The 18,472-nt window shown below is 70.9% G+C and carries 14 protein-coding genes and 2 pseudogenes; 3 read left to right on the plus strand and 13 right to left on the minus strand.

Annotated features, from left to right (window positions below; translation table 11 throughout):
• Nucleotides 1-224: 224 nt before the first annotated feature.
• Nucleotides 225-596, minus strand: coding sequence for a hypothetical protein (locus H4N64_RS38635; RefSeq protein WP_186287286.1), 372 nt, complete (start codon nt 594-596; stop codon nt 225-227).
• Between the two features lie 248 nt (nt 597-844).
• Here H4N64_RS38635 and H4N64_RS45925 point away from each other — a divergent pair.
• The 3 genes and pseudogenes from H4N64_RS45925 to H4N64_RS38650 all read left to right on the plus strand — a co-directional run.
• A pseudogene (locus tag H4N64_RS45925) lies at nt 845-1,036 on the plus strand (MoxR family ATPase); the annotation flags it as partial.
• Nucleotides 1,037-1,618: 582 nt separating this feature from the next.
• On the plus strand, nt 1,619-2,722 hold the full coding sequence (locus tag H4N64_RS38645) for a 4Fe-4S binding protein (RefSeq protein ID WP_186287288.1): 1,104 nt from the start codon (nt 1,619-1,621) through the stop codon (nt 2,720-2,722).
• A 617-nt stretch (nt 2,723-3,339) separates the two neighbouring features.
• The gene (locus H4N64_RS38650) at nt 3,340-4,155 is read left to right on the plus strand and encodes an oxidoreductase (protein WP_222109910.1); all 816 of its coding nucleotides are present in this window, start codon (nt 3,340-3,342) and stop codon (nt 4,153-4,155) included.
• A 445-nt stretch (nt 4,156-4,600) separates the two neighbouring features.
• On the opposite strand, the gene H4N64_RS38655 is transcribed toward H4N64_RS38650, so the two are convergent.
• The 12 genes and pseudogenes from H4N64_RS38655 to H4N64_RS38710 all read right to left on the minus strand — a co-directional run.
• Nucleotides 4,601-6,721 (minus strand): PQQ-dependent sugar dehydrogenase, encoded by a 2,121-nt coding sequence (locus H4N64_RS38655; protein ID WP_186287290.1) that lies wholly within the window; start codon nt 6,719-6,721, stop codon nt 4,601-4,603.
• A gap of 267 nt (nt 6,722-6,988) precedes the next feature.
• Nucleotides 6,989-8,152 carry a TIM barrel protein gene (locus H4N64_RS38660; RefSeq protein WP_186287291.1) on the minus strand — a complete coding sequence of 388 codons (1,164 nt, stop codon included), beginning with the start codon at nt 8,150-8,152 and terminating at the stop codon, nt 6,989-6,991.
• A gap of 53 nt (nt 8,153-8,205) precedes the next feature.
• The gene (locus H4N64_RS38665; protein WP_186287292.1) at nt 8,206-9,588 is read right to left on the minus strand and encodes an alkaline phosphatase family protein; all 1,383 of its coding nucleotides are present in this window, start codon (nt 9,586-9,588) and stop codon (nt 8,206-8,208) included.
• A complete protein-coding gene (gene eboE, locus H4N64_RS38670) occupies nt 9,585-10,754 on the minus strand; it encodes a metabolite traffic protein EboE (protein WP_186287293.1) in 1,170 nt (389 codons plus the stop codon). The genes H4N64_RS38665 and eboE overlap by 4 nt, the downstream gene beginning before the upstream one ends.
• 3 nt (nt 10,755-10,757) lie before the next feature.
• The gene (locus H4N64_RS38675; RefSeq protein WP_186287294.1) at nt 10,758-11,606 is read right to left on the minus strand and encodes a TatD family hydrolase; all 849 of its coding nucleotides are present in this window, start codon (nt 11,604-11,606) and stop codon (nt 10,758-10,760) included.
• Nucleotides 11,606-12,244: an EboA domain-containing protein gene (locus H4N64_RS38680; protein ID WP_186287295.1), complete on the minus strand. Its 639-nt coding sequence runs from the start codon at nt 12,242-12,244 to the stop codon at nt 11,606-11,608. The genes H4N64_RS38675 and H4N64_RS38680 overlap by 1 nt, the downstream gene beginning before the upstream one ends.
• Nucleotides 12,241-13,119, minus strand: a complete 879-nt coding sequence (locus H4N64_RS38685) for a TIM barrel protein (RefSeq protein ID WP_186287296.1) — start codon at nt 13,117-13,119, stop codon at nt 12,241-12,243. Before H4N64_RS38685 ends, H4N64_RS38680 begins: the two co-directional genes overlap by 4 nt.
• Nucleotides 13,116-14,246, minus strand: coding sequence for an SCO3242 family prenyltransferase (locus H4N64_RS38690; RefSeq protein WP_418896329.1), 1,131 nt, complete (start codon nt 14,244-14,246; stop codon nt 13,116-13,118). Before H4N64_RS38690 ends, H4N64_RS38685 begins: the two co-directional genes overlap by 4 nt.
• Nucleotides 14,243-15,394 carry an inositol-3-phosphate synthase gene (locus tag H4N64_RS38695; protein ID WP_186287297.1) on the minus strand — a complete coding sequence of 384 codons (1,152 nt, stop codon included), beginning with the start codon at nt 15,392-15,394 and terminating at the stop codon, nt 14,243-14,245. Before H4N64_RS38695 ends, H4N64_RS38690 begins: the two co-directional genes overlap by 4 nt.
• A gap of 443 nt (nt 15,395-15,837) precedes the next feature.
• Complete coding sequence (locus H4N64_RS38700) at nt 15,838-16,845, minus strand: sugar phosphate isomerase/epimerase family protein (protein WP_186287298.1); 1,008 nt, start codon at nt 16,843-16,845, stop codon at nt 15,838-15,840.
• A gap of 25 nt (nt 16,846-16,870) precedes the next feature.
• Nucleotides 16,871-18,076 (minus strand): Gfo/Idh/MocA family protein, encoded by a 1,206-nt coding sequence (locus tag H4N64_RS38705; RefSeq protein ID WP_186287299.1) that lies wholly within the window; start codon nt 18,074-18,076, stop codon nt 16,871-16,873.
• A 67-nt stretch (nt 18,077-18,143) separates the two neighbouring features.
• Nucleotides 18,144-18,472, minus strand: a pseudogene (locus H4N64_RS38710) (sugar ABC transporter substrate-binding protein); the annotation flags it as partial.

Here is an 18,472-nt window from a genome sequence, read left to right on the forward strand (position 1 = left end):
CACGTACGGGCCCCGGCGGTGCGAGCGCGGACCAACCACAACCTGCCGCCCTCGTCACCGCCGCAACTCCCATCGATGATGAAGCGGCCCAGGCGCCCCACCGTGGTTCGGCGCCCGGGCCTTCTTGGTGGCGGGGTGACAGGGCCCGCTCTTCGGGCTTGCGGGAGCCTCCCGGTGCTGCGGCCACGGGCCTGGACCGGTCTGCCCATCCCTTCGCGCCACCCCTATGTGGGAGTCCTTGGGGGCAGCGTACGCCGCCGTACGTCGCGGCGTCGGTCCTGTGCCTCGCCCGCGAGGAGGCTCTGCTTGTACTGCCACAACTTCTTGCGCTCCTGCCGCGTCAGATCTTCGTCGAGCTTGTTGACTTCGTCCCAAGCGGCGGAGCGGGCGATCCGGGCGGCACGCCAGTCGCGCTGCTTCATCGCCTCAGCCAACTGGGCCATGATCGCGTTGAGCGGCTTGCGGGCCTTCCTCTGGTTTTTGCTGAAGCCCCTGTACGGGGCCTTCGAGTAGCCCGGTTTTGGAGCAGCTCTCCGCTCCTCCCAGGCAGGGCCGCCTGTCAGCAGGTGCACGCGCGGGCGCCCTCGATGGGTCATGCGCAACCTCCCCCACTACGACGCCGAGGAGTTCGGCTTCGAGACGGGCAAGCCCGGCCGGGGACAGTGCCTCGCGCCAGTGCCCGTCCCGCACCCACAGTGTGCGACAGCCGTGGCAGCACTTGAAGCGCCAGCCGTACGAGACGAGCCGCCACGGCCACCAAGTCGGCACCGAGTCCCAGTTCGTCGCCGCGTCGACGAGCGACCTGCGGCCGCCGCTCGCCGCCGCCGCAACGGCCCCGCCATGGCTTCGAGACATTGTCGCTGCGCATTTCGGCGAGGCGGCGCTGTGGCAAGCCGATGACCTGCTCCGCGCGTTCCTCTCACCGGGTGCGCCCGGCGAACTGGACACGGACCAGCTCCTCAACGCGGTCTATCTCCGTCTCGGAGGGGTCGACCTGGACGCCAAGGGTCTCGTCGACTCCGTGTTCCATCGTCTCGGCAACGAGCTGCGAGCGGGCATGCCCACGGTGCGGCAGACTTTGGGCTCCTCAGCCGCTGTGCCGGCCGCGACCTGAAAAGCGACGAACTGCTCGACATCATCTGGCTGGCCCGGTATCTACCGAGCGACACTCGCGCTCCTCTGGCCCGAGAAGTACGGGCCGGGAGACCGCCCGTAAGTCTTCATGTTCCACCACCGCCCTGGGGGGAACACACGCGTGCGGAACCGCGCACGGAGACCGGTACCGAGGGCCACGCGCCGGGGCCTGAACTGGTCGTCCCGCCGGAACTCGTCCATGCCGTGCGCGCCGCGGCGGAAAGCGGCACCACTCTCGACTTCGCGGCCTCACCACGGCGCACCGTCCCCGGCACCGAGGGCCCCTGGCCCAGCGGCCGGCGCGTTCGGCGGTTCGGCGGTTCAGCGACAAGACTCAACTTCCGTTGCAGTACTGGACGGTGGGCGCGGGTCGGGGTGACCCGCGACTTGGGCTTGCATACGGAAACCGATCGGTTTACGCTCGTGAAACTGATCGGTTTCTCGCCCTGGAGGCGAACCGAACCCGGATCACGAGGAGCATCGGATGACTGCCGCGCGCGACCCCGAGGGCCAACCGACGGATCCCAGGCTTCCGGCGAAGCTGGCTGCCCACCCATCGGTACAGGCCGTACTCGCCCGGCGCACGGCCGATGGCACGATGAGCCCGCCGGCGGTGATCGACGCGGCCTGGCTGCGCGAGCTGTGCCTCGCGGCCGGTGCGGACGACGCGGCCGCGGTCAGCCTGGACCACCCCGACCTGGCCGACGAGCGCGAGCACGCGCAGTCCGCACTGCCCGGAACCCGCACCCTGATCGCGATGGCGGTCCGGATGAACCGCGACAACTGCCGCTCCCCCGCCCGCAGCGTGGCCAACCAGGAGTTCCGCCAGACCGACGAACAGGCCAACCACGCCGCCCGCAGTGTCACCCAGGCGCTGCAGGATGCCGGCTACCGAGCGCTCAATCCCTCCGTCGGCTTCCCTCAGGAGATGGACCGCTTCCCCAGCGAGCGGATCTGGGTGGTGGCGCACAAGACGGTCGCGGTGGCCGCCGGGCTCGGCGTGATGGGCCTGCACCGCAACGTCATCCACCCGAAGTTCGGCAGCTTCGTCCTGCTCGCCACCGTCCTGGTGGACGCGGAGGTGAGCGAGTACGGGCAGGCGCTGGACTACAACCCCTGCATCGACTGCAAGTTGTGCGTCGCCGCCTGCCCGGTCGGCGCCATCGCCAAGGACGGCGCCTTCGACGCGCTGGCCTGCACCACGCACAACTACCGTGAGTTCATGAGCGGGTTCACCGACTGGGCGCAGACCGTGGCCGACAGTGAGGACGCCGCCGACTACCGCTCCCGGGTCAGCGATTCCGAGAGCGCCTCCATGTGGCAGAGCCTGACCTCGCCCCCCGGCTACAAGTCCGGCTACTGCCTTGCCGTCTGCCCCGGCGGCGAGGACGTGCTGGGCCCGTACCTGGATGACCGCAAGACGTTCATGGACACCGTGCTGCGACCGCTCCAGGACAAGAAGGAGACCCTGTACGTCCTGCCGGGCTCCCACGCGCAGGAGTACGCCCAGCGCCGCTTCCCCCACAAGCCCGTCAAGGAAGTCACCGGTGGCTGGCACCCCCCGGCAAAACGCTCCGCATCCCACTGACCAGGCGTCCCTGTGCCCACCGCCTGCACATGCTGCGCCAAACCTCTGCAAATCGCCAAGGGCGTCATCACAAGCAGGACAACCTGGGGCGCGGATCACCGAGTCGATCAAGGAGGCGGAGGAGGAGCTCGGCGAGGGCAAGCTTTACGGCGCACTCGTCCCCGCCGACTTCACCTCCACCACCACCCTGACCTGCGGCGGGCACGCTCACCTACCGAGACGGTGTCGGCATCGGTGTCGAGGCCCTGTGTAAGGCGGCGGGGCCCCCGGGAGCGGATCATGCATGTCTTCGAGCAGGTGGAATTTCAGGCGGATGCGCCGAGTTCCGCGGCTGCCCGTACCTGGCTGCGCAGATCGAGTTGAAGGATCAGAGCCACCCTGCAAGCAGAGTGGGCCACCCCGGCCTGCTGGCCCGGCAGCTAAGCCTGGTCTTCAACAGAGCCGGCGCCCGCACCGGAATCGGAGCCGCCAGACTGACGGGGCTCATCGCGCCCACGGTGGCCACCCTGCTCGCAGGCAATAAGGCACCTCAGTTCCTGCCTGCGCTTGCGTATGGAAACCGATCGGTTTACGGTGAGGAGGAAACCGATCGGTTTCTCAGACTCCGGGAGCACATGATGACGACAACTCGGCCGCTGGCACTCGTGACGGGTGCGTCATCCGGCATCGGGAAGGAAGCCGCGCTCGCCCTGGTCGCAGCGGGTTTCGACGTGGTCGGCACAAGCCGCGACTCCTCGCGCGTCACCCCGCTCGACGGTGTGACGTTCCTCGACCTCGACGTGGCCCGTGATGCCTCGGTCACCGCTGCCGTCCAGGAGGTGATCGAGCGGTTCGGGCGGATCGATGTCCTGGTCAACAACGCCGGCGTCGGCTCGCTGGGCGCGGCCGAGGAAACGTCCGTCGCGCAGGCACAGGCCGTCTTCGACACCAACGTCTTCGGGGTCATGCGCATGGTGAACGAGGTACTGCCGCACATGCGCGCTCAGGGACGCGGGCGCATCATCAACATCTCGTCCGTGCTCGGGTTCACGCCCCAGCCCTACATGGCCGTCTACGCCGCCTCCAAGCACGCGATCGAGGGCTACTCCGAGTCGCTGGACCACGAGGTCCGTGAGCATGGCGTCCGGGCGCTTCTCGTCCAACCCGCCTACACCAGGACCGGATTCGAGGCCAACAGCGCGAAGCCCGACACACCTCTGCATGCCTACGCGAAGCGGCGGCAGACCGTGGACCGATTGATGGCGGAGGCGATCAGGGACGGCGACGCCCCGGCCGTCGTCGCCAAGGCGATCGTCGCGGCAGCGACCGACGCCAAGCCGAAGCTGCGCTACACCGCCGGCCCCATGGCCGGCCGCGTGAGCACACTGCGCCGCCTCGTGCCGGCCCGGGCCTTCGACAAGCAGATCCGCAAGATCAACCGCCTGGCTGCCTGACGCGGAGACGGCCACCCAGCTCGGCGACTTCGCCTCCTGAGCCGCCCGGCGGCGAACGGTCGGACCCCGTGCAGTCCCCTCCTTGCCCGCCAATCGGACAGAGGACGCCTTGATTCCCGAGCGCAATCCCATCCTGATCACCAGTGCCGCCGGTGGAATCGGTGGTGTGAGCCGAACCATGGTCGGCATGCTGCTTGAACAAGGGCACCCGGTACGCGCGTTCGTACGGCAGGACGATGAACGCGCACATCGGGAGGCTTCGCGCACCGCTCGCAGACGGCCTGCGGAGCGGAACAACGTGGTCCTCGACGTTTCAGGAGTTTCCAAGGCACCCCCTCCCCCTCGCTGCCCCCGAAGATGACCGCGGGCCTCACGGTCTGTGAACCGTGAGGCCCGGAGCGGGGGTCCGTGGGAGCGGGGTGCCCCGCCTAGGTGTCGTCGCCGGTCAGTCGGCCGGGGTCAGGGCGACCTCGGCGCTGCCGGAGAGGGACGGGAGGCCGTCCGGGGGTGTGTCCCGGTAGGTGGCGTTGAAGACCGCCTTCAGGTTGTCAGCGCCGGCGTGACCGCCGTCCACGAATGTCTCGAACGATCCGGAGCAGCCGTTGCTCGACGACAGCGGATGGCCGTGCGAGTCGTGGCCGAGGATGAACGAGACGGTGACCTTCGAGCAGTCCACCGGCTGGTCGTCGGTGACGGTGACCTGCCAGGTGACCGTGTCCCCCCAGTGGAAGGCCGTGCCGCCGTGCGGAGCCGGGTCGGTGGTGAGCGAGACGACCGGTGCCTTGTTGCCGACCACGACGGGGACCGACACGGAGGCCGAGCGCCCGGTGCGGTCGGTGACCTTCAGGGTGGCGTCGAAGACGCCGTTCTTGGTGAAGGTATGCTTCGGGTTCGCCTCCCTGGAGTCCACGGTGCCGTCGGCGTCGAAGTCCCAGGCGTAGCTGAGGGCGTCACCGTCGGCGTCCTTGGTGCCGGCGCTGGAGAACTGGACCGTCAGCGGGCTCGTGCCGTTGGTCACGTCGGCGGCGGCCTTGGGCTCGGGGGTGCGGTTGCCTCGGGTGAAGTCGATGCGGGAGAGCTGGGCCTCGGGCAGTTCCGCGAAGTACCCGGTGCCGTACTCAAGGACGTACAGCGCGCCGTCCGGGCCGAACTCGGCGTCGATCGGGCCGTCCGTCCTGATCGAGGGGATCGCGTCCTCGATCTTCTGGATCTCGTTCTGCTTGCCGAGGGTGATGGCCTTCATCTGGTCGCGGGTCCACTCGTAGAAGAGCGGCTTGCCGTCGAAGTACGCGGGCCAGCGGTTCTCGGCCGTGTTCCGCTCGTCGTAGCGGTACGCCGGGCCGCCCATCGGGCCGATGCCGCCGGTGCCGAGCTCCGGGAACTCCTGGGAGGCCCCGTAGCCGTAGACCATCTCCGCGTCCTCGACCGGCGGCAGCTCGCTCAGGCCGGTGTTGTGACGCGAGTCGTTGACCGGCTTCGCGCAGTTGAACGCGCCGCTCGACTTCTGGGTGGCGAAGTCCCAGTCCTGGTACGGCATGTCCTGGGTCACGCAGAACGGCCAGCCGTAGTTGGCGGGGCGGTCGATGACCATCCAGCGGCCCTGGCCGCTGGGGCCGCGGTTGGGGTTGGCGTTGCGGGCGTCGGGCGAGTAGTCGCCGACGTAGACCTCGCCGGTCTTGTCGTCGACCCCGAAGCGGAACGGGTTGCGCAGGCCCATGGCGTAGATCTCGGGGCGGGTCTTCGGGGTGCCCGGCGCGAAGAGGTTGCCGTCGGGTATCGCGTAGCCGCCGTCGCGCTTGACCTTGATGCGCAGGACCTTGCCGCGCAGGTCGTCGGTGTTGCCCGAGGTGCGCCGCGCGTCGTAGGCCGGGTTGCGGCCGGGGCGGTCGTCGAGCGGGGCGTAGCCGTCCGAGGAGAACGGGTTGGAGTCGTCACCGGTCGACAGGAAGAGGTTGCCCTTGTGGTCGAAGTCGATCTTGCCGCCGACGTGGCAGCAGATGCCGCGGTCGGCAGGGACGTCGAGGATCTTCTGCTCGGTGCCGAAGTCGAGCTTGTTGCCCACGAGCTTGAACCGCGAAAGCCGCGTGACGCCCTCGTACTTGGCGAAGTCCTCGGCGGTGCCGAACTGCGGTGCGTCCCCTTCGTTGACGCCGGGGGTGGCCGGGTCGTCCATGGGGGTGTCGAGGCGGGGCGAGTAATAGAGGTAGACCCAGTGATTCTTGGCGAAGCCAGGGTCGACGGCGATGCCCTGCACGCCTTCCTCGTCGTGCTGGTAGAGCCCGGCGGGGCTCTTCTTGAGGTCGGCGGCGAGGAAGTTCACGCCGCTCTTGGGGTCGTGGATCCGGACCTCGCCGGTGCGTGCCGCGTGCAGCACCCGCCGGTCGGGCAGGACGGCGAGGGCCATGGGCTCGCCCGGGCGGTCGTTGAGGGTGACCTTCTGGAAGTCCGACGGGGCCGGCGGTGCGGTATCCGATTTGGCGGCTTGGGCTGCGGAGAGGGGCAGGAGGCCGACGGCTCCGGCCAACGCAGCCGCCCCCACTAGGGTGACGATCCGTCTGTTGCGCACTCAGAACTCCTCTGGTTTCTGGCCGGCGGCAGCAAAAGCCCGGGGCGTGGCCCCGGCTGGCCGCTGCAGAGTGACATCGGGTGAAAACCCGTGCGATGGGAGGCAGTTGGACGCTAGAGCGCCCACTTTCGACTCGTCAAGGACAAAGTTTCAACTTTCTCAAGGAAAGATTGCCCTGGCGTTTCGGGGTGTTCAGGGTGTTTTCGGGCATGTCCGGGGGACCTGCCCCGCGTCAGGCGCCGGGCAGGTCCTTCGGGTGACACTCCGTCAGTGGCGGGCGCGCAGAGCCGCGAGGTTGTCGTAGCCGACCCGGGCGAACTCCAGTGACTGACCGGGCGTGCTCGCGCTCGGCGCGTTGTCCTGCTCGACCATCGGGTTGTGGTAGTTCTTCGCGCCCACCCGGGTGAAGAACCTCCGGTAGTCGATGTCGCCCGTCCCGAACGGCACCATGTCGTAGCCCAGGCCGCTCTGGGGGTTGACCACGCCGTCCTTCGCGTGGAAGAGCGGGAAGCGGTTGGTGTTGCGGACCACGAGAGCGGCCGGGTCGAAGACCTGCTCCTGCTGCGAGCCGTCGTGGGCGGTGTACGTGTGGAACTTGTACTGGGCCACGTGCGCCCAGAAGACGTCCAGCTCCAGGTAGACGCTCTTGTGGTCCGTCACCTCCAGGAAGTACTCCAACTTCCGGATGCCGGAGCTGCGGGTCGGCCGGCCCTGGGCGTCGAGCGGACCGCCGTCGCGCAGGAAGTCGTAGGCGCTGTCGTGGTTGTGGGTGTAGAGCTTGACGCCCTCGCTCCGGGCGATGGCGCCCATGGTGTTCCACTTCTCCGCGGCGACGTCCCAGTCGGCCCGGTAGGGCGTGCCGGTGGGGTCGCCACCGGTGCCCATGTGGTCCATGCCGAGGATGTTGGCGATCTCCAGGAAGCGCTTGAAGGTGTCCAGGTCGGCCTGGGTCAGCGGCCAGGACGGCGGGATGAAGCCGTGGCTGCCCTGCGCCCGCAGGCCGTACTCGTCGAGCCAGGAGCGCATCAGCTTCGCGCCTTCGACGGTGCCCAGGTTCGCGCCGCCGGGCGCGTTGGCGTGCTGGCCGTAGCCGGCGAACTCCACCTGGCGGTAGCCGAAGCGGGACAGCTGCTGGAACACCTCGCGGAAGCCGGAGGGCAGATTCGAGGCGAGCGGGTCGCGACCGATCGCATCGCGGACGGTGTAGAGGATGATGCCGCGCTTGTGCGGCGGGACCAGAGCGGAACGGCCCGGGTCCTCGCCGGCGGCTTCCGCGCCGTCCTGCGCCAGCGCGGGAGCGGCGCCGAACACCGGTGCGGCGATCGCCGCGGCCGTGGCGGCCGTGCAGGTGCTGAGGAAACGGCGGCGGCTGACGCCGAGCGTGCGGCGCAGGGCGTCGCCGGTGACGGCTTCGTCGTTGAACGCGGTCACAGTGTTTCTCGCTTTCGTTGTCACGGTGCTGCGGGTGCCTGACGGCAGCCGCCTCAGGAGAGGCCGGCGAGCCGCAGCAGCAGGGACTTCACATCGGTGGCCGCTACGCGGCCGGACACTGCGCGGGGGGTGGAAACCAGGACGAGCGGACCTTCTTCGTCGCTCGTGGGGAGGCGGCCGTGGCTGCCGCGTATGGGTGAGGGATTCAGGGGCACGACCGCCATGCGGTAGCGCATGCCGAGTTTCTTGCGGGCCAGCGCCTTGGCCGCCTTGAGCCGCACGTAAGGATCTTCGGGATCCATGAACAGCTCGACGGGGTCGTAGCCCGGCTTGCGGTGGATCTCGACGAGCTGGGCGAAGTCGGGCGCGCGGGCGTCGTCGAGCCAGTAGTAGTACGTGAACCAGGCGTCCGGCTCCGCGACGGCGACGAGTTCGCCGGAACGCGGGTGATCGAGCCCGTTGGCCTTCTTGCCGTCGTCGTCGAGGAGTTGCTCCAGGCCGGGCAGCCCATCGAGCGCGGCCCGGGTCGCGTCGAGGTCCTCGGGGCGGCGTACATACACGTGGGCGATCTGGTGGTCGGCGACGGCGAAGGCGCGGGACGCCATCGGGTCGAGGTACTCCATGCCGTCCTGGGTGTGCACGTCCAGCAGGCCCGCACGGCGCAGGGCGCGGTTGATGTCGACGGGGCGGCTGACGCGGGTGATGCCGTACTCGGACAGGGCGACGACCGTGCGGCTCTCGGCGCGGGCGTCCTCGAGCAACGGGCCGATGACGGCGTCGAGTTCGGCGGCGGCGCGGTGGGAGCGGGGGTCGTCGGGGCCGTAGCGCTGCAGGTCGTAGTCGAGGTGCGGGAGGTAGCACAGGGTCAGGTCGGGCCGGCGGGTGCGCATGATGTGGCGGGTCGCGTCGGCGATCCACTGGCTGGAGACGATGTCCGCGCCCGGTCCCCAGAAGTGGAAGAGCGGGAAGGTGCCGAGTGTGTCGGTGAGTTCGTCGTGCAGGGCCGGGGGCCGGGTGTAGCAGTCGGGTTCCTTGCGGCCGTCGGCGTAGTAGACCGGACGGGGGGTGACGGTGAAGTCGGTGTCGGCGCCCATGGCGTACCACCAGCAGATGTTGGCGACGGTGTAGCCGGGGTGGGCTCGGCGGGCGGCGTCCCAGAGTTTGTCGCCGGCGACCAGACCGTTGTGCTGGCGCCACAGGAGGACGTCGCCGAGTTCGCGGAAGTACCAGCCGTTGCCGACGATGCCGTGCTCGGCCGGGAGCGCGCCGGTGAGGAAGGTGGACTGCGCGGCGCAGGTGACGGCCGGTAGCACGGTGGACAGGCTCGCCTGTGAGCCGGAGGCCGCGAGCGCCTTCAGGCGGGGCATGTGGTCGAGGAGACGGGGGGTGAGCCCGACGACGTCGAGGACCAGGAGCGGAGTCGGGCGGGTGCTCATGGCAGCTCCTTCAGGCCGAGATCCGTCAACAGGTCGCGGGCGAGGGTGAGTTCGGCGGCGATGCCGTCGACGAGCTGGGTCCGGGTGCGGGGACGCAGCTCGGAAGGGAGCGCCCGCCAGGTGTAGGTCTCGACCTCCAGATGACGGGTGCGCGGCTCCACGCCTCCCACCAGCAGGGTCAGGGCCTCCTGCAGCACGTGCAGGGTTGAGGTGAGCGGTGCGGCGGGCGGCGCGTGCAGGGGGACGTGGAAGTGGGCGCGCCAGGGTGCGTCGTCGGGCAGGGCATCGCCGGCCAGCGCCTCGCCGAGGTCGTCGGTGCCGCGCAGTCCTGCGGCGGTCAGGGTGCGGGTCTGGTGCAGGAAGCGCGGTTCGGCGAAGGCCGCGAGGGCGTCGCGGACCTCCGGCCGACGGGGGTCCTCGGCGTGCAGGGCGGCCGACAGCTGCGCCTTGGGGATGCCGACACCGGCCGCGTCGAGCGCGGCCAGCGCCGTCGCCGGGTCCTCGAAGGAGGTGGCGAGGTGGCACGTGTCGACGCACACGCCGATACGGTCGCCGGGCAGCGCGGTGAGGGGTCCGATCGCATCCGCGGTGGTCTCCACCGTGCAGCCGGGCTCCGGTTCCAGCGCGATGCGGATCGACTTGCCGGTCAGCTCCTCCAGCGCGTCCAGCCGCGCCGCCAGGGTGGTCAGCGCGGCGCCGGCGGTGGTGGCGGCGTGCTCGTCGAAGTCGGTGCGCCAGGCGAGCGGAAGGGTGGAGATGCTGCCCTCGGTGACGTCGTCCGGCAGGAGCGCCGTCAGGAGACGGGCCAGGTCGGTGGTGTGTGCGAGGCGTTCGGGGTCGGTCCAGTCGGGCTGGTAGACGCGGTACTTGACCTCCTCGGCGCCGAACCCCTCGTAGGGGAAGCCGTTCAGGGTGACGACTTCGAGGCCGCGCCGGTCCAGCTCGGTCCGTAGTTCCCGCAGTGCCACCGGGTCGGTGATCAGTGCGCGTGCGGCGTCCTTGGCGAGCCACAGGCCGATGCCGAGGCGGTCGCGTCCCAGGCATCTGCGGACCGGCTCGCAGTGGTCGCGCAGTTGGGCGAGGACCCCGTCGAGGGTTTCCGCGGGGTGGACGTTGGTGCAGTAGGCGAGGTGGACGGTGGATCCGTCGGGGTGGCGGAAGCGCATGGCTCACTCCCCGCCGCGAAGGATGGAGTTGCCCTCGTGCAGGCCCTCCGCCTCAGGGACGTCGAGCCGGAGACGGCCGCTGAGTCCGTAGAAGGCGACCGGGTTGCGCCACAGCACCTGGTCGACGTCGTCCTCGCCGAAGCCGGCCGCGAGCATGGCGTCGGCGACCTTGCGGGTCTTCAGCGGGTCGCTCTTTCCCCAGTCGGCGGCCGAGTTGACGAGGACCTTCTCCGTTCCGTACGTCCTGAGGATCTCGACCATGCGGTCCTCGTCCATCTTGGTGTCCGGGTAGACGGAGAAGCCGAGCCAGCAGCCGCTGTCCTTGGCGTGTTGGACGGTCGTCTCGTTGAGGTGGTCGAGCAGCACCCGTTCCATGGGCAGATTCGATTCGCGGACGACGTCGACGGTGCGGTGCAGGCCGGTGAGCTTGTCGCGGTGGGGGGTGTGGACGAGGGCGGGCAGGCCGTGGTCGGCGGCGAGTTGGAGCTGGGCGGCCAGGGCCGTGTCCTCGGCCGGGGTCATGGAGTCGTAGCCGATCTCGCCGACGGCGACGACGCCGTCCTTGACGAGGTAGCGGGGCAGGGCGTCCAGCACGGGCGTGCAGCGGGGGTTGTTGGCCTCTTTGGGGTTGAGCGCGATGGTGCAGTGGTGGGCGATGCCGTACTGGGCGGCGCGGAAGGGTTCCCAGCCGAGGAGGGCGTCGAAGTAGTCGAAGAAGCTGGCCGGCGAGGTGCGGGGCTGGCCCAGCCAGAAGGACGGTTCGACGACGGCGCGCACACCGGCGGCATGCATCGCCTCGTAGTCGTCGGTGGTGCGGGAGGTCATGTGGATGTGCGGGTCGAAGATTCGCATCAACGCTCCTTGGGCTCTTCGCCCGTCAGGGTCAGCACGCGACCGAGATCGTCGGGTACGTCGCGGCCGGCGGCGGTGCGCTCGGCGGCGTAGTCGGTGAGCATGCGGGCCAGTTCGCCGTCGCCGGCCGCCCGCTGCGCCAAACGCGCGACCGCGTCGAGGGGGACGCCGGTGAACAGGCACTTCAGTACGGCGTGACGCCAGGCGTGCGGGTCGAGGTGGGCGGCGGCGTAGGGGCCGACGGCGGCGCGGACGAGCCTGGTGTCGCTGGTGCGCAGGGCATCCTCGACAAGGTGTACGGCATGCGGTCCTTCGACCAGAGCCGGGAGCGCCCGGAGCACGGCGCGGCGTTCGGCGGCACTGCCGTGCTGGTAGAGCCGGGTCAGGGTGTCGAGCCCCGCCCGGGCCTCGACCAGCAGCAGCGTACGGACGGCGTCGGCGTTGTCGTGGCCGCAGTGCCGCCCGGCGGCGGCGAACCGCAGCTCCCAGGTGTGGGCGATGTACGAGGTGGGGGCCGTCGGGGGCGCCTTCGCCGCGCGCGCGGCGTCGGCCAGCGCTTCGTCGAACCAGGCGCGCGCCGTGTCGTCGGGCAGCGCCGCCGCGACGTGGTCGCGGGTCCGGGCAGGGGGTTGCGTCATGCCGCCGAGGCTCCCTTCGTGGTGGTGGCTGCCAGGGTCCGGAGGAACTCGATGGAGGATCGGGCCAGTTCCGGCCCGGCGTGGGAGTGACGGGGCAGCTCGACGACGGTCAGGCCCTGGTAGCCGGTGGCGGCGAGGGCGTCCAGGACGGGCGGGAAGTCGATCTCACCGTCGCCGAACGGCAGATGCTCGTGCACCCCGCGACGCATGTCCTCGATCTGTACGTGCCGCAGCCAGGGCGCGGCCGCCCGCACGCACTCGGCGGGCGGGTCCGGCTCCAGGCACTGGCAGTGGCCGATATCGAGGGTCAGGCCGAGGGAGGAAGGGCTGCCGAGCAAGGTGCGCAGGTGATGGAAGTCGGCGAGGGTGGCGAGGAGGTGTCCCGGTTCGGGTTCGATCGCGATCGGTACGCCGGCGGCGGCAGCGGCATCGAGCACGGGTTCGAGCGACTCCTGAAGGCGCTGCCAGGCGGTGTCGTCGTCGGTGCCGGGCGGCGTGATGCCGCTGAAGCAGTGCACGGCGTGCGCTCCGAGGTCCGCCGCGACCCTGACCGCCGTGATCAGCAGCCGGGTGCGGGCGGCACGCCCCTCGGGGTCCGGGTCGAGCAGCGAAGGACCGTGCTTGCGGTGCGGGTCGAGCACGTAACGGGCGCCGGTCTCGATGGTTGCGCTGAGACCGAGTTCGCCGAGTCTGTGGGCGACATGGGCGGTGCGGGCGGGGAGATCGGGGGCGAGCGGGTCGAGGTGCATGTGGTCGAGGGTGAGTCCGACGCCGTCGTAGCCGAGGTCGGCGAGCAGGCCGAGGGCGTCGTCGAGACGGAGGTCGGTCAGGCCGTTGGTGCCGTAACCGAGGCGGAGTCCCTGTCGGCGGTTCACGTGGGGCTCACCTTCCGTGCGAGCGTGCGGGCCAGGGGGGCGAGCCCCAGTACCGTCAGGGCGGTGCCGGCCGACCCGGACCGGGCGGCGAGCGCGGCCTGGAGCGGGATCATGGCGCGGATACCGCCGCCGACGGCGCGCTGTGTGAGGGGCGCGGACGGGTTGAGGGCGGCGTGCAGACAGGGGACGGCGGCGGTACGGACGTACGCGGCGGCCGACAGCGCCGGGACGATCCCTGCCCTCGCCCGCGTCCGTGCCAGCAGCAGGCCGAGGGCGGTCGTCGCGCCGAGCGCGGCCAGGGGGGTGCGCGTCGAACCGCCGTGCGCCTCGTGCCGCGAGACGGCGGTGACGGCGTAGGTGTGGGCGGCCAGCGCCGCGGCGGCGGGGGCCGCGGCGCGCAGTGTGACGGGAGATCCCCCAGACGTGGGGGGCTGTGTGCGTCCTGTCCGGGCGGCGGCTGCGCCTCGCGGCGTGTGGGCGTCCGGGCCGGAGAGCGCCGGGCCGCGGGCGGGCGCGGACGGTGCCGTATCGGCGGCTGTTCGGCCCGACTTCGTCGCGGTGGGTGCCGACATGGTGGCCGTGGCGCCGAGCAGGAGGTCCAGGGCGCGGGCCGCCGCCATCGCCGCCGGGGCCGCGGGGGTGTGCTTCAACCGCAGGTCGTACGCCCAGACCGTGGCGGTCAGTGCCGATGCCGCCGCGAGTGCGGGGCGCCCGGCGCGGGCGGCGAACGTCAGGCCGGCCGCGGTCAGGAGTCCGGCCGCAGCCAGCGCCGCCGTCGGGGAGATACGGCCGGAGGGGACGGGTCGATGGGGGCGGTCGACGGCGTCCTCGGCCCGGTCGGCCCAGTCGTTGAGCGCCATGCCCGCCTCGTAGAGGCAGAGCGAGGCGCCCACGGCGTACGCCGTGCCCCGGTTGGGCCGCAGCCCGGCGGCCGCGGCACCGGCGAGGGCGTCACCGGGCACGGTGAACAGCGCCGAGACACGCAGCAGTTCGGCCCAGTCCCGCAGTCGCGCCCGTCGCCCGCGCCCCGGTACGGCGCCCGCGTGGCCCTGACCGTTGCCGGGTCGGGCAGGCCGCGGGGCGCGCACCGGTGCGGGTGGAGCGAGACGGAGCAGGGAGCGGATCACTTCGCCTCCCGCAGGCGGTCCGCGAACGCCAGCAGCGCGGTGAACTGCTCCGAGAGGCCGGACGGACCGGCGTCGGGGTCCTTGAAGTAGAAGCCGAGTTCCGGGAGCGGTCCGGCCAGGCCCGCCTCATGGGCGCGGGCGACCAGGCGGGCCAGGTCCAGCACGAGCGGTGCGGCCAGGGCCGAGTCGCAGCCCTGCCAGATGGTCTGGAGGATCATCCGCGAGCCGAGGAAGCCCTCGAAGGCGATGTGGTCCCAGGCGGTCTTCCAGTCGCCGAGCGCCGGCACGTCGTCGATGTGCACCTCGCCCTCCGGCGTGTGCCCGAGGGTGTCGGCCAGGACGCGCTCCTTGCCGGCGTTCTTCGCCGCGGCCGCCCCCGGGTCGGCCAGCGCCGCCCCGTCGCCGCCGCCCAGCAGGTTGGTGCCGGACCAGGCCCGTACCTCCAGGGCGCGCTGGACGAACATCGGGGCGAGCACGGCCCGCAGCAGCGTCTGGCCGGTCTTGCCGTCACGGCCCGCGTGGGGCAGTCCGCCGGCCGCGGCGGCTTGCGTGAGGGCCGGGGTGCGCAGCCCGGTGGACGGCGTGAAGTTGACGTAGGGACAGCCGGCTCGCAGGGCGGCGGCCGCGTACAGGGAGCTGGGCGGCAGCCGTACGGCGTCGGGCGCGGGCAGCGGCTCCGTGGAGGAGACATTGACGACCACCACCCGTGCCAGTGCGTTGCGCCGACGGAACGAGACGAGGTCGGCGGCGAAGTCCGTGATGAGTTCCTCGTCGCCGCGGGTGTCTCCGGGGAGCGGGCCACCGGTCCGTATCTCCTGGTCCGCGGCCTGGAGTTCGGCGTGTACGGCGGAGGCGAGTCCGTGCGGCAGGACGCCCGCGTCGGTGAGGTGTTCGGCCCGCTTGGGCAGCGGGCAGTGGGCGGTGTCGTGGCCGCCGAAGACGAGGGAGGACAGAGGCGGCAGGCCGGTGCCGTCGAACGGCGGGGTCTCGGTGACCATGCCGGTCGGCGGATGCAGTCCGGCGGTGACCGCCGCGCATCCGGCGACGGCGGTGGTGGCCACCGATCCGCGGGCTCCGACGAACCAGACTCCGGTGCGTGCGGTCGGCCCGCCGATGTGGGGCGTTGATGCGTTCCCGTCGTTGTTCACGGGCTGCCTTCCTGCCATGTCGAGGGTCCGATGTGGTTGGAGGACGGTGGGCGGGGGCTCGGGGGCCTCCCGCCCACCGTCGGCATAGGGACGGCTTCGGCCGCGGCCCAGGAGGGCTGCTGCGTGGTGGGCGCGGTTACGTCGTGAGAGTGGACGGCGAAGAGAAGTGCGGGATGCCTGAGGGCTCTTGGCCCTGGAATGCGCCGTCAGTCTCAAACCACTGTGTGGCGCCTGTACACGAAGGGGACCGTAGCCCGGTTCGTCCTCGGCCGATAGTCCTCGTGCAACGAAAAGGACGAACTTTTTCCCGGACCAGGACAAAGCCGTGTGCGGGCAGCGTTGACCCGCCCGGCGGCTCCGGGCTCTGCGCAGGTCGGGGGAAGTCAGCGGATCACAAGGGGATCTGGCGCTGTGTCACGCATGACGGCGGCGCAGCGCGGTGCCTAGTTGTCGCCACCTCCGAAGGCCGCGTCGAAGGATGCCGTGGGCGGGTCGAAGTCGAACCGCTTCAGATGGGCGAGCGCTTGTGGCGCGCCTACGAGGCGGTCCATCCCGGCGTCCTCCCACTCCACGGAGATCGGCCCGTCGTAACCGATCGAACGCAGCATCCGGAACACGTCCTCCCACGGGACGTCACCGTGCCCGGCCGAGACGAAGTCCCAGCCGCGCCGCGGGTCACCCCAGGGCAGATGGGAGCCCAGCCGCCCGTTGCGCCCGTCGAGACGCCTGCGGGCCTCCTTGCAGTCGACGTGGTAGATCCGGTCCCGGAAGTCGTAGAGGAAGCCGACCGGGTCCAGGTCCTGCCAGACGAAGTGACTGGGGTCGAAGTTGAGCCCGAAGGCCGGCCGGTTGTCCACCGCCTCCAGGGCACGCTTCGTGGTCCAGTAGTCGTAGGCGATCTCGCTCGGATGGACCTCGTGGGCGAAACGGACGCCCTCGGTGTCGAACACGTCCAGGATCGGGTTCCAGCGCTCGGCGAAGTCCTCGTAGCCGCGCTCGATCATCCGCCCCGGTACCGGTGGGAACATCGCCACCAGATGCCAGATCGACGATCCGGTGAAACCGACGACCGTGTCGACGCCGAAGGCGGCCGCGGCCCGCGCCGTGTCCTTGAGCTCGGCGGCGGCCCGGCGGCGAACGCCCTCCGGCTCCCCGTCGCCCCAGATGCGGGCGGGCAGGATGCCCTGGTGCCGTTCGTCGATGGGGTGGTCGCAGACGGCCTGGCCGACGAGATGGTTGGAGATCGCCCAGCACTTCAGGTCGTACTTCTCCAGCAGGGCGCGCCGGCCGTCCAGATAGGACGGGTCGGCCAGGGCCTTGTCGACCGCGAAGTGATCGCCCCAGCAGGCGAGTTCGAGGCCGTCGTAGCCGAAGTCGCGGGCCAGTCGGCAGACCTCCTCCAATGGCAGGTCGGCCCACTGACCGGTGAACAGGGTGAAGGGGCGTGGCATGGCGGCTCCCAACAGTGCTGGTTCTCTAGCAGACTTCGGCCTGGACCGGGGTGTAGACGGCGTTCTTCTGGGCGCTCTCCTCCACCGCGGCGAGCACCCGCTGCACCTGCAGACCGTCGGCGAACGACGGCATCGGGTCGGTGCCGGACGCGATGGCCTCGACCAGGTCGCGGGCCTGGTGGGCGAAGGTGTGCTCGTAGCCGAGCGCGTGGCCCGGCGGCCACCAGCCCTCCAGGTACGGGTGCTCGGGCTCGGTGACGACGATCCTGCGGAACCCCGCCGTGGCGACGGGCTCGCGGTGGTCGTGGAAGGACAGCTCGTTGAGCCGCTCCAGGTCGAAGGCGAGCGAACCGAACTCACCGTTGACCTCCAGCCGCAGGGCGTTCTTGCGCCCCGAGGCCATCCGGGTCGCCTCGAACGTGGCGAGCGCCCCCGAGGCGAGCCGGCCGGTGAAGACGGCCGCGTCGTCGACCGTGACCGGCCCGCGCCGGGTGGAGCCGGACGCGGTCAGGCCGGAGGAGGCACCGTCGAGGCGGGGGCGTTCCTTGACGAAGGTCTCCATCTGGGCGGAGACCCCGACCAGTTCCTCGCCCGCCAGGAACTGGGCGAGGTCGACGATGTGCGCGCCGAGGTCGCCGAGCGCCCCCGACCCCGCGTGCTCCCGCTGCAGCCGCCACGTCAGCGGGAAGTCGGGGTCGACCAGCCAGTCCTGGAGGTAGCCGACCCGTACGTGGCGCAGCGTGCCGAGCCTGCCCTCGGCGATGAGCCGGCGGGCGTAGGTGAGCGCGGGCACACGCCGGTAGTTGAAGCCCACCATGGCCAACTGCCCGCGCTCGCGGGCCGCTTCGGCGGCCGTGACCATGGCCTCCGCCTCGGCGACCGAATTGGCCAGGGGCTTCTCGCACAGCACGTGCTTGCCCGCCTCCAGCGCCGCGATCGCGATCTCCGCATGGCTGTCGCCCGGTGTGCAGATGTCGACGAGCTGTACGTCGTCGCGGGCCACGAGGGCGCGCCAGTCGGTCTCCGCCGCGGCCCAGCCGTGCTTGTCGGCCGCCGCCCGCACGGCGTGTGCGTCGCGGCCGGCGATCGCGGCCAGGACCGGCCGCAGCGGCAGGTCGAAGACATGCCCCACGGTGCGCCACCCCTGTGAGTGCGCGGCGCCCATGAACGCGTAGCCGACCATGCCCACGCCGAGTGTCGGCGGTGCGGTCCGACTGCCCCTGTGTTCCATACGGATTCCTCCTCGTCGGAGTGTCACTGACTCATCGCTGTATTCGTGGGCGCGCGGCCCGGACCGGTCAGATGAAGCCGGTCGGCAGGTACTGGTCGACGTTGTCCTTGGTGACCACGGCCGAGTAGAGGGTCAGCGAGGACGGGATCTCGAACTCGGCGAGGCCTCCGACCCCCTTGCCCTGGCCGAGCGCCCGGGCGAGATCGATGGCGGAGGCCGCCATCGTCGGCGGGTACAGGACGGTCGCCTTGAGCACGCTGTTGCCGGCCTTGATGGCGTCCATCGCGGACTTGGCGCCCGCGCCGCCGACCATCAGGAAGTCGTCGCGGCCAGCCTGGTCGATGGCGCGCAGCGCGCCCACGCCCTGGTCGTCGTCGTGGTTCCACAGCGCGTCGA

The organism is Streptomyces cupreus (genome assembly GCF_014257025.1).
Lineage (GTDB): Bacteria > Actinomycetota > Actinomycetes > Streptomycetales > Streptomycetaceae > Streptomyces > Streptomyces cupreus.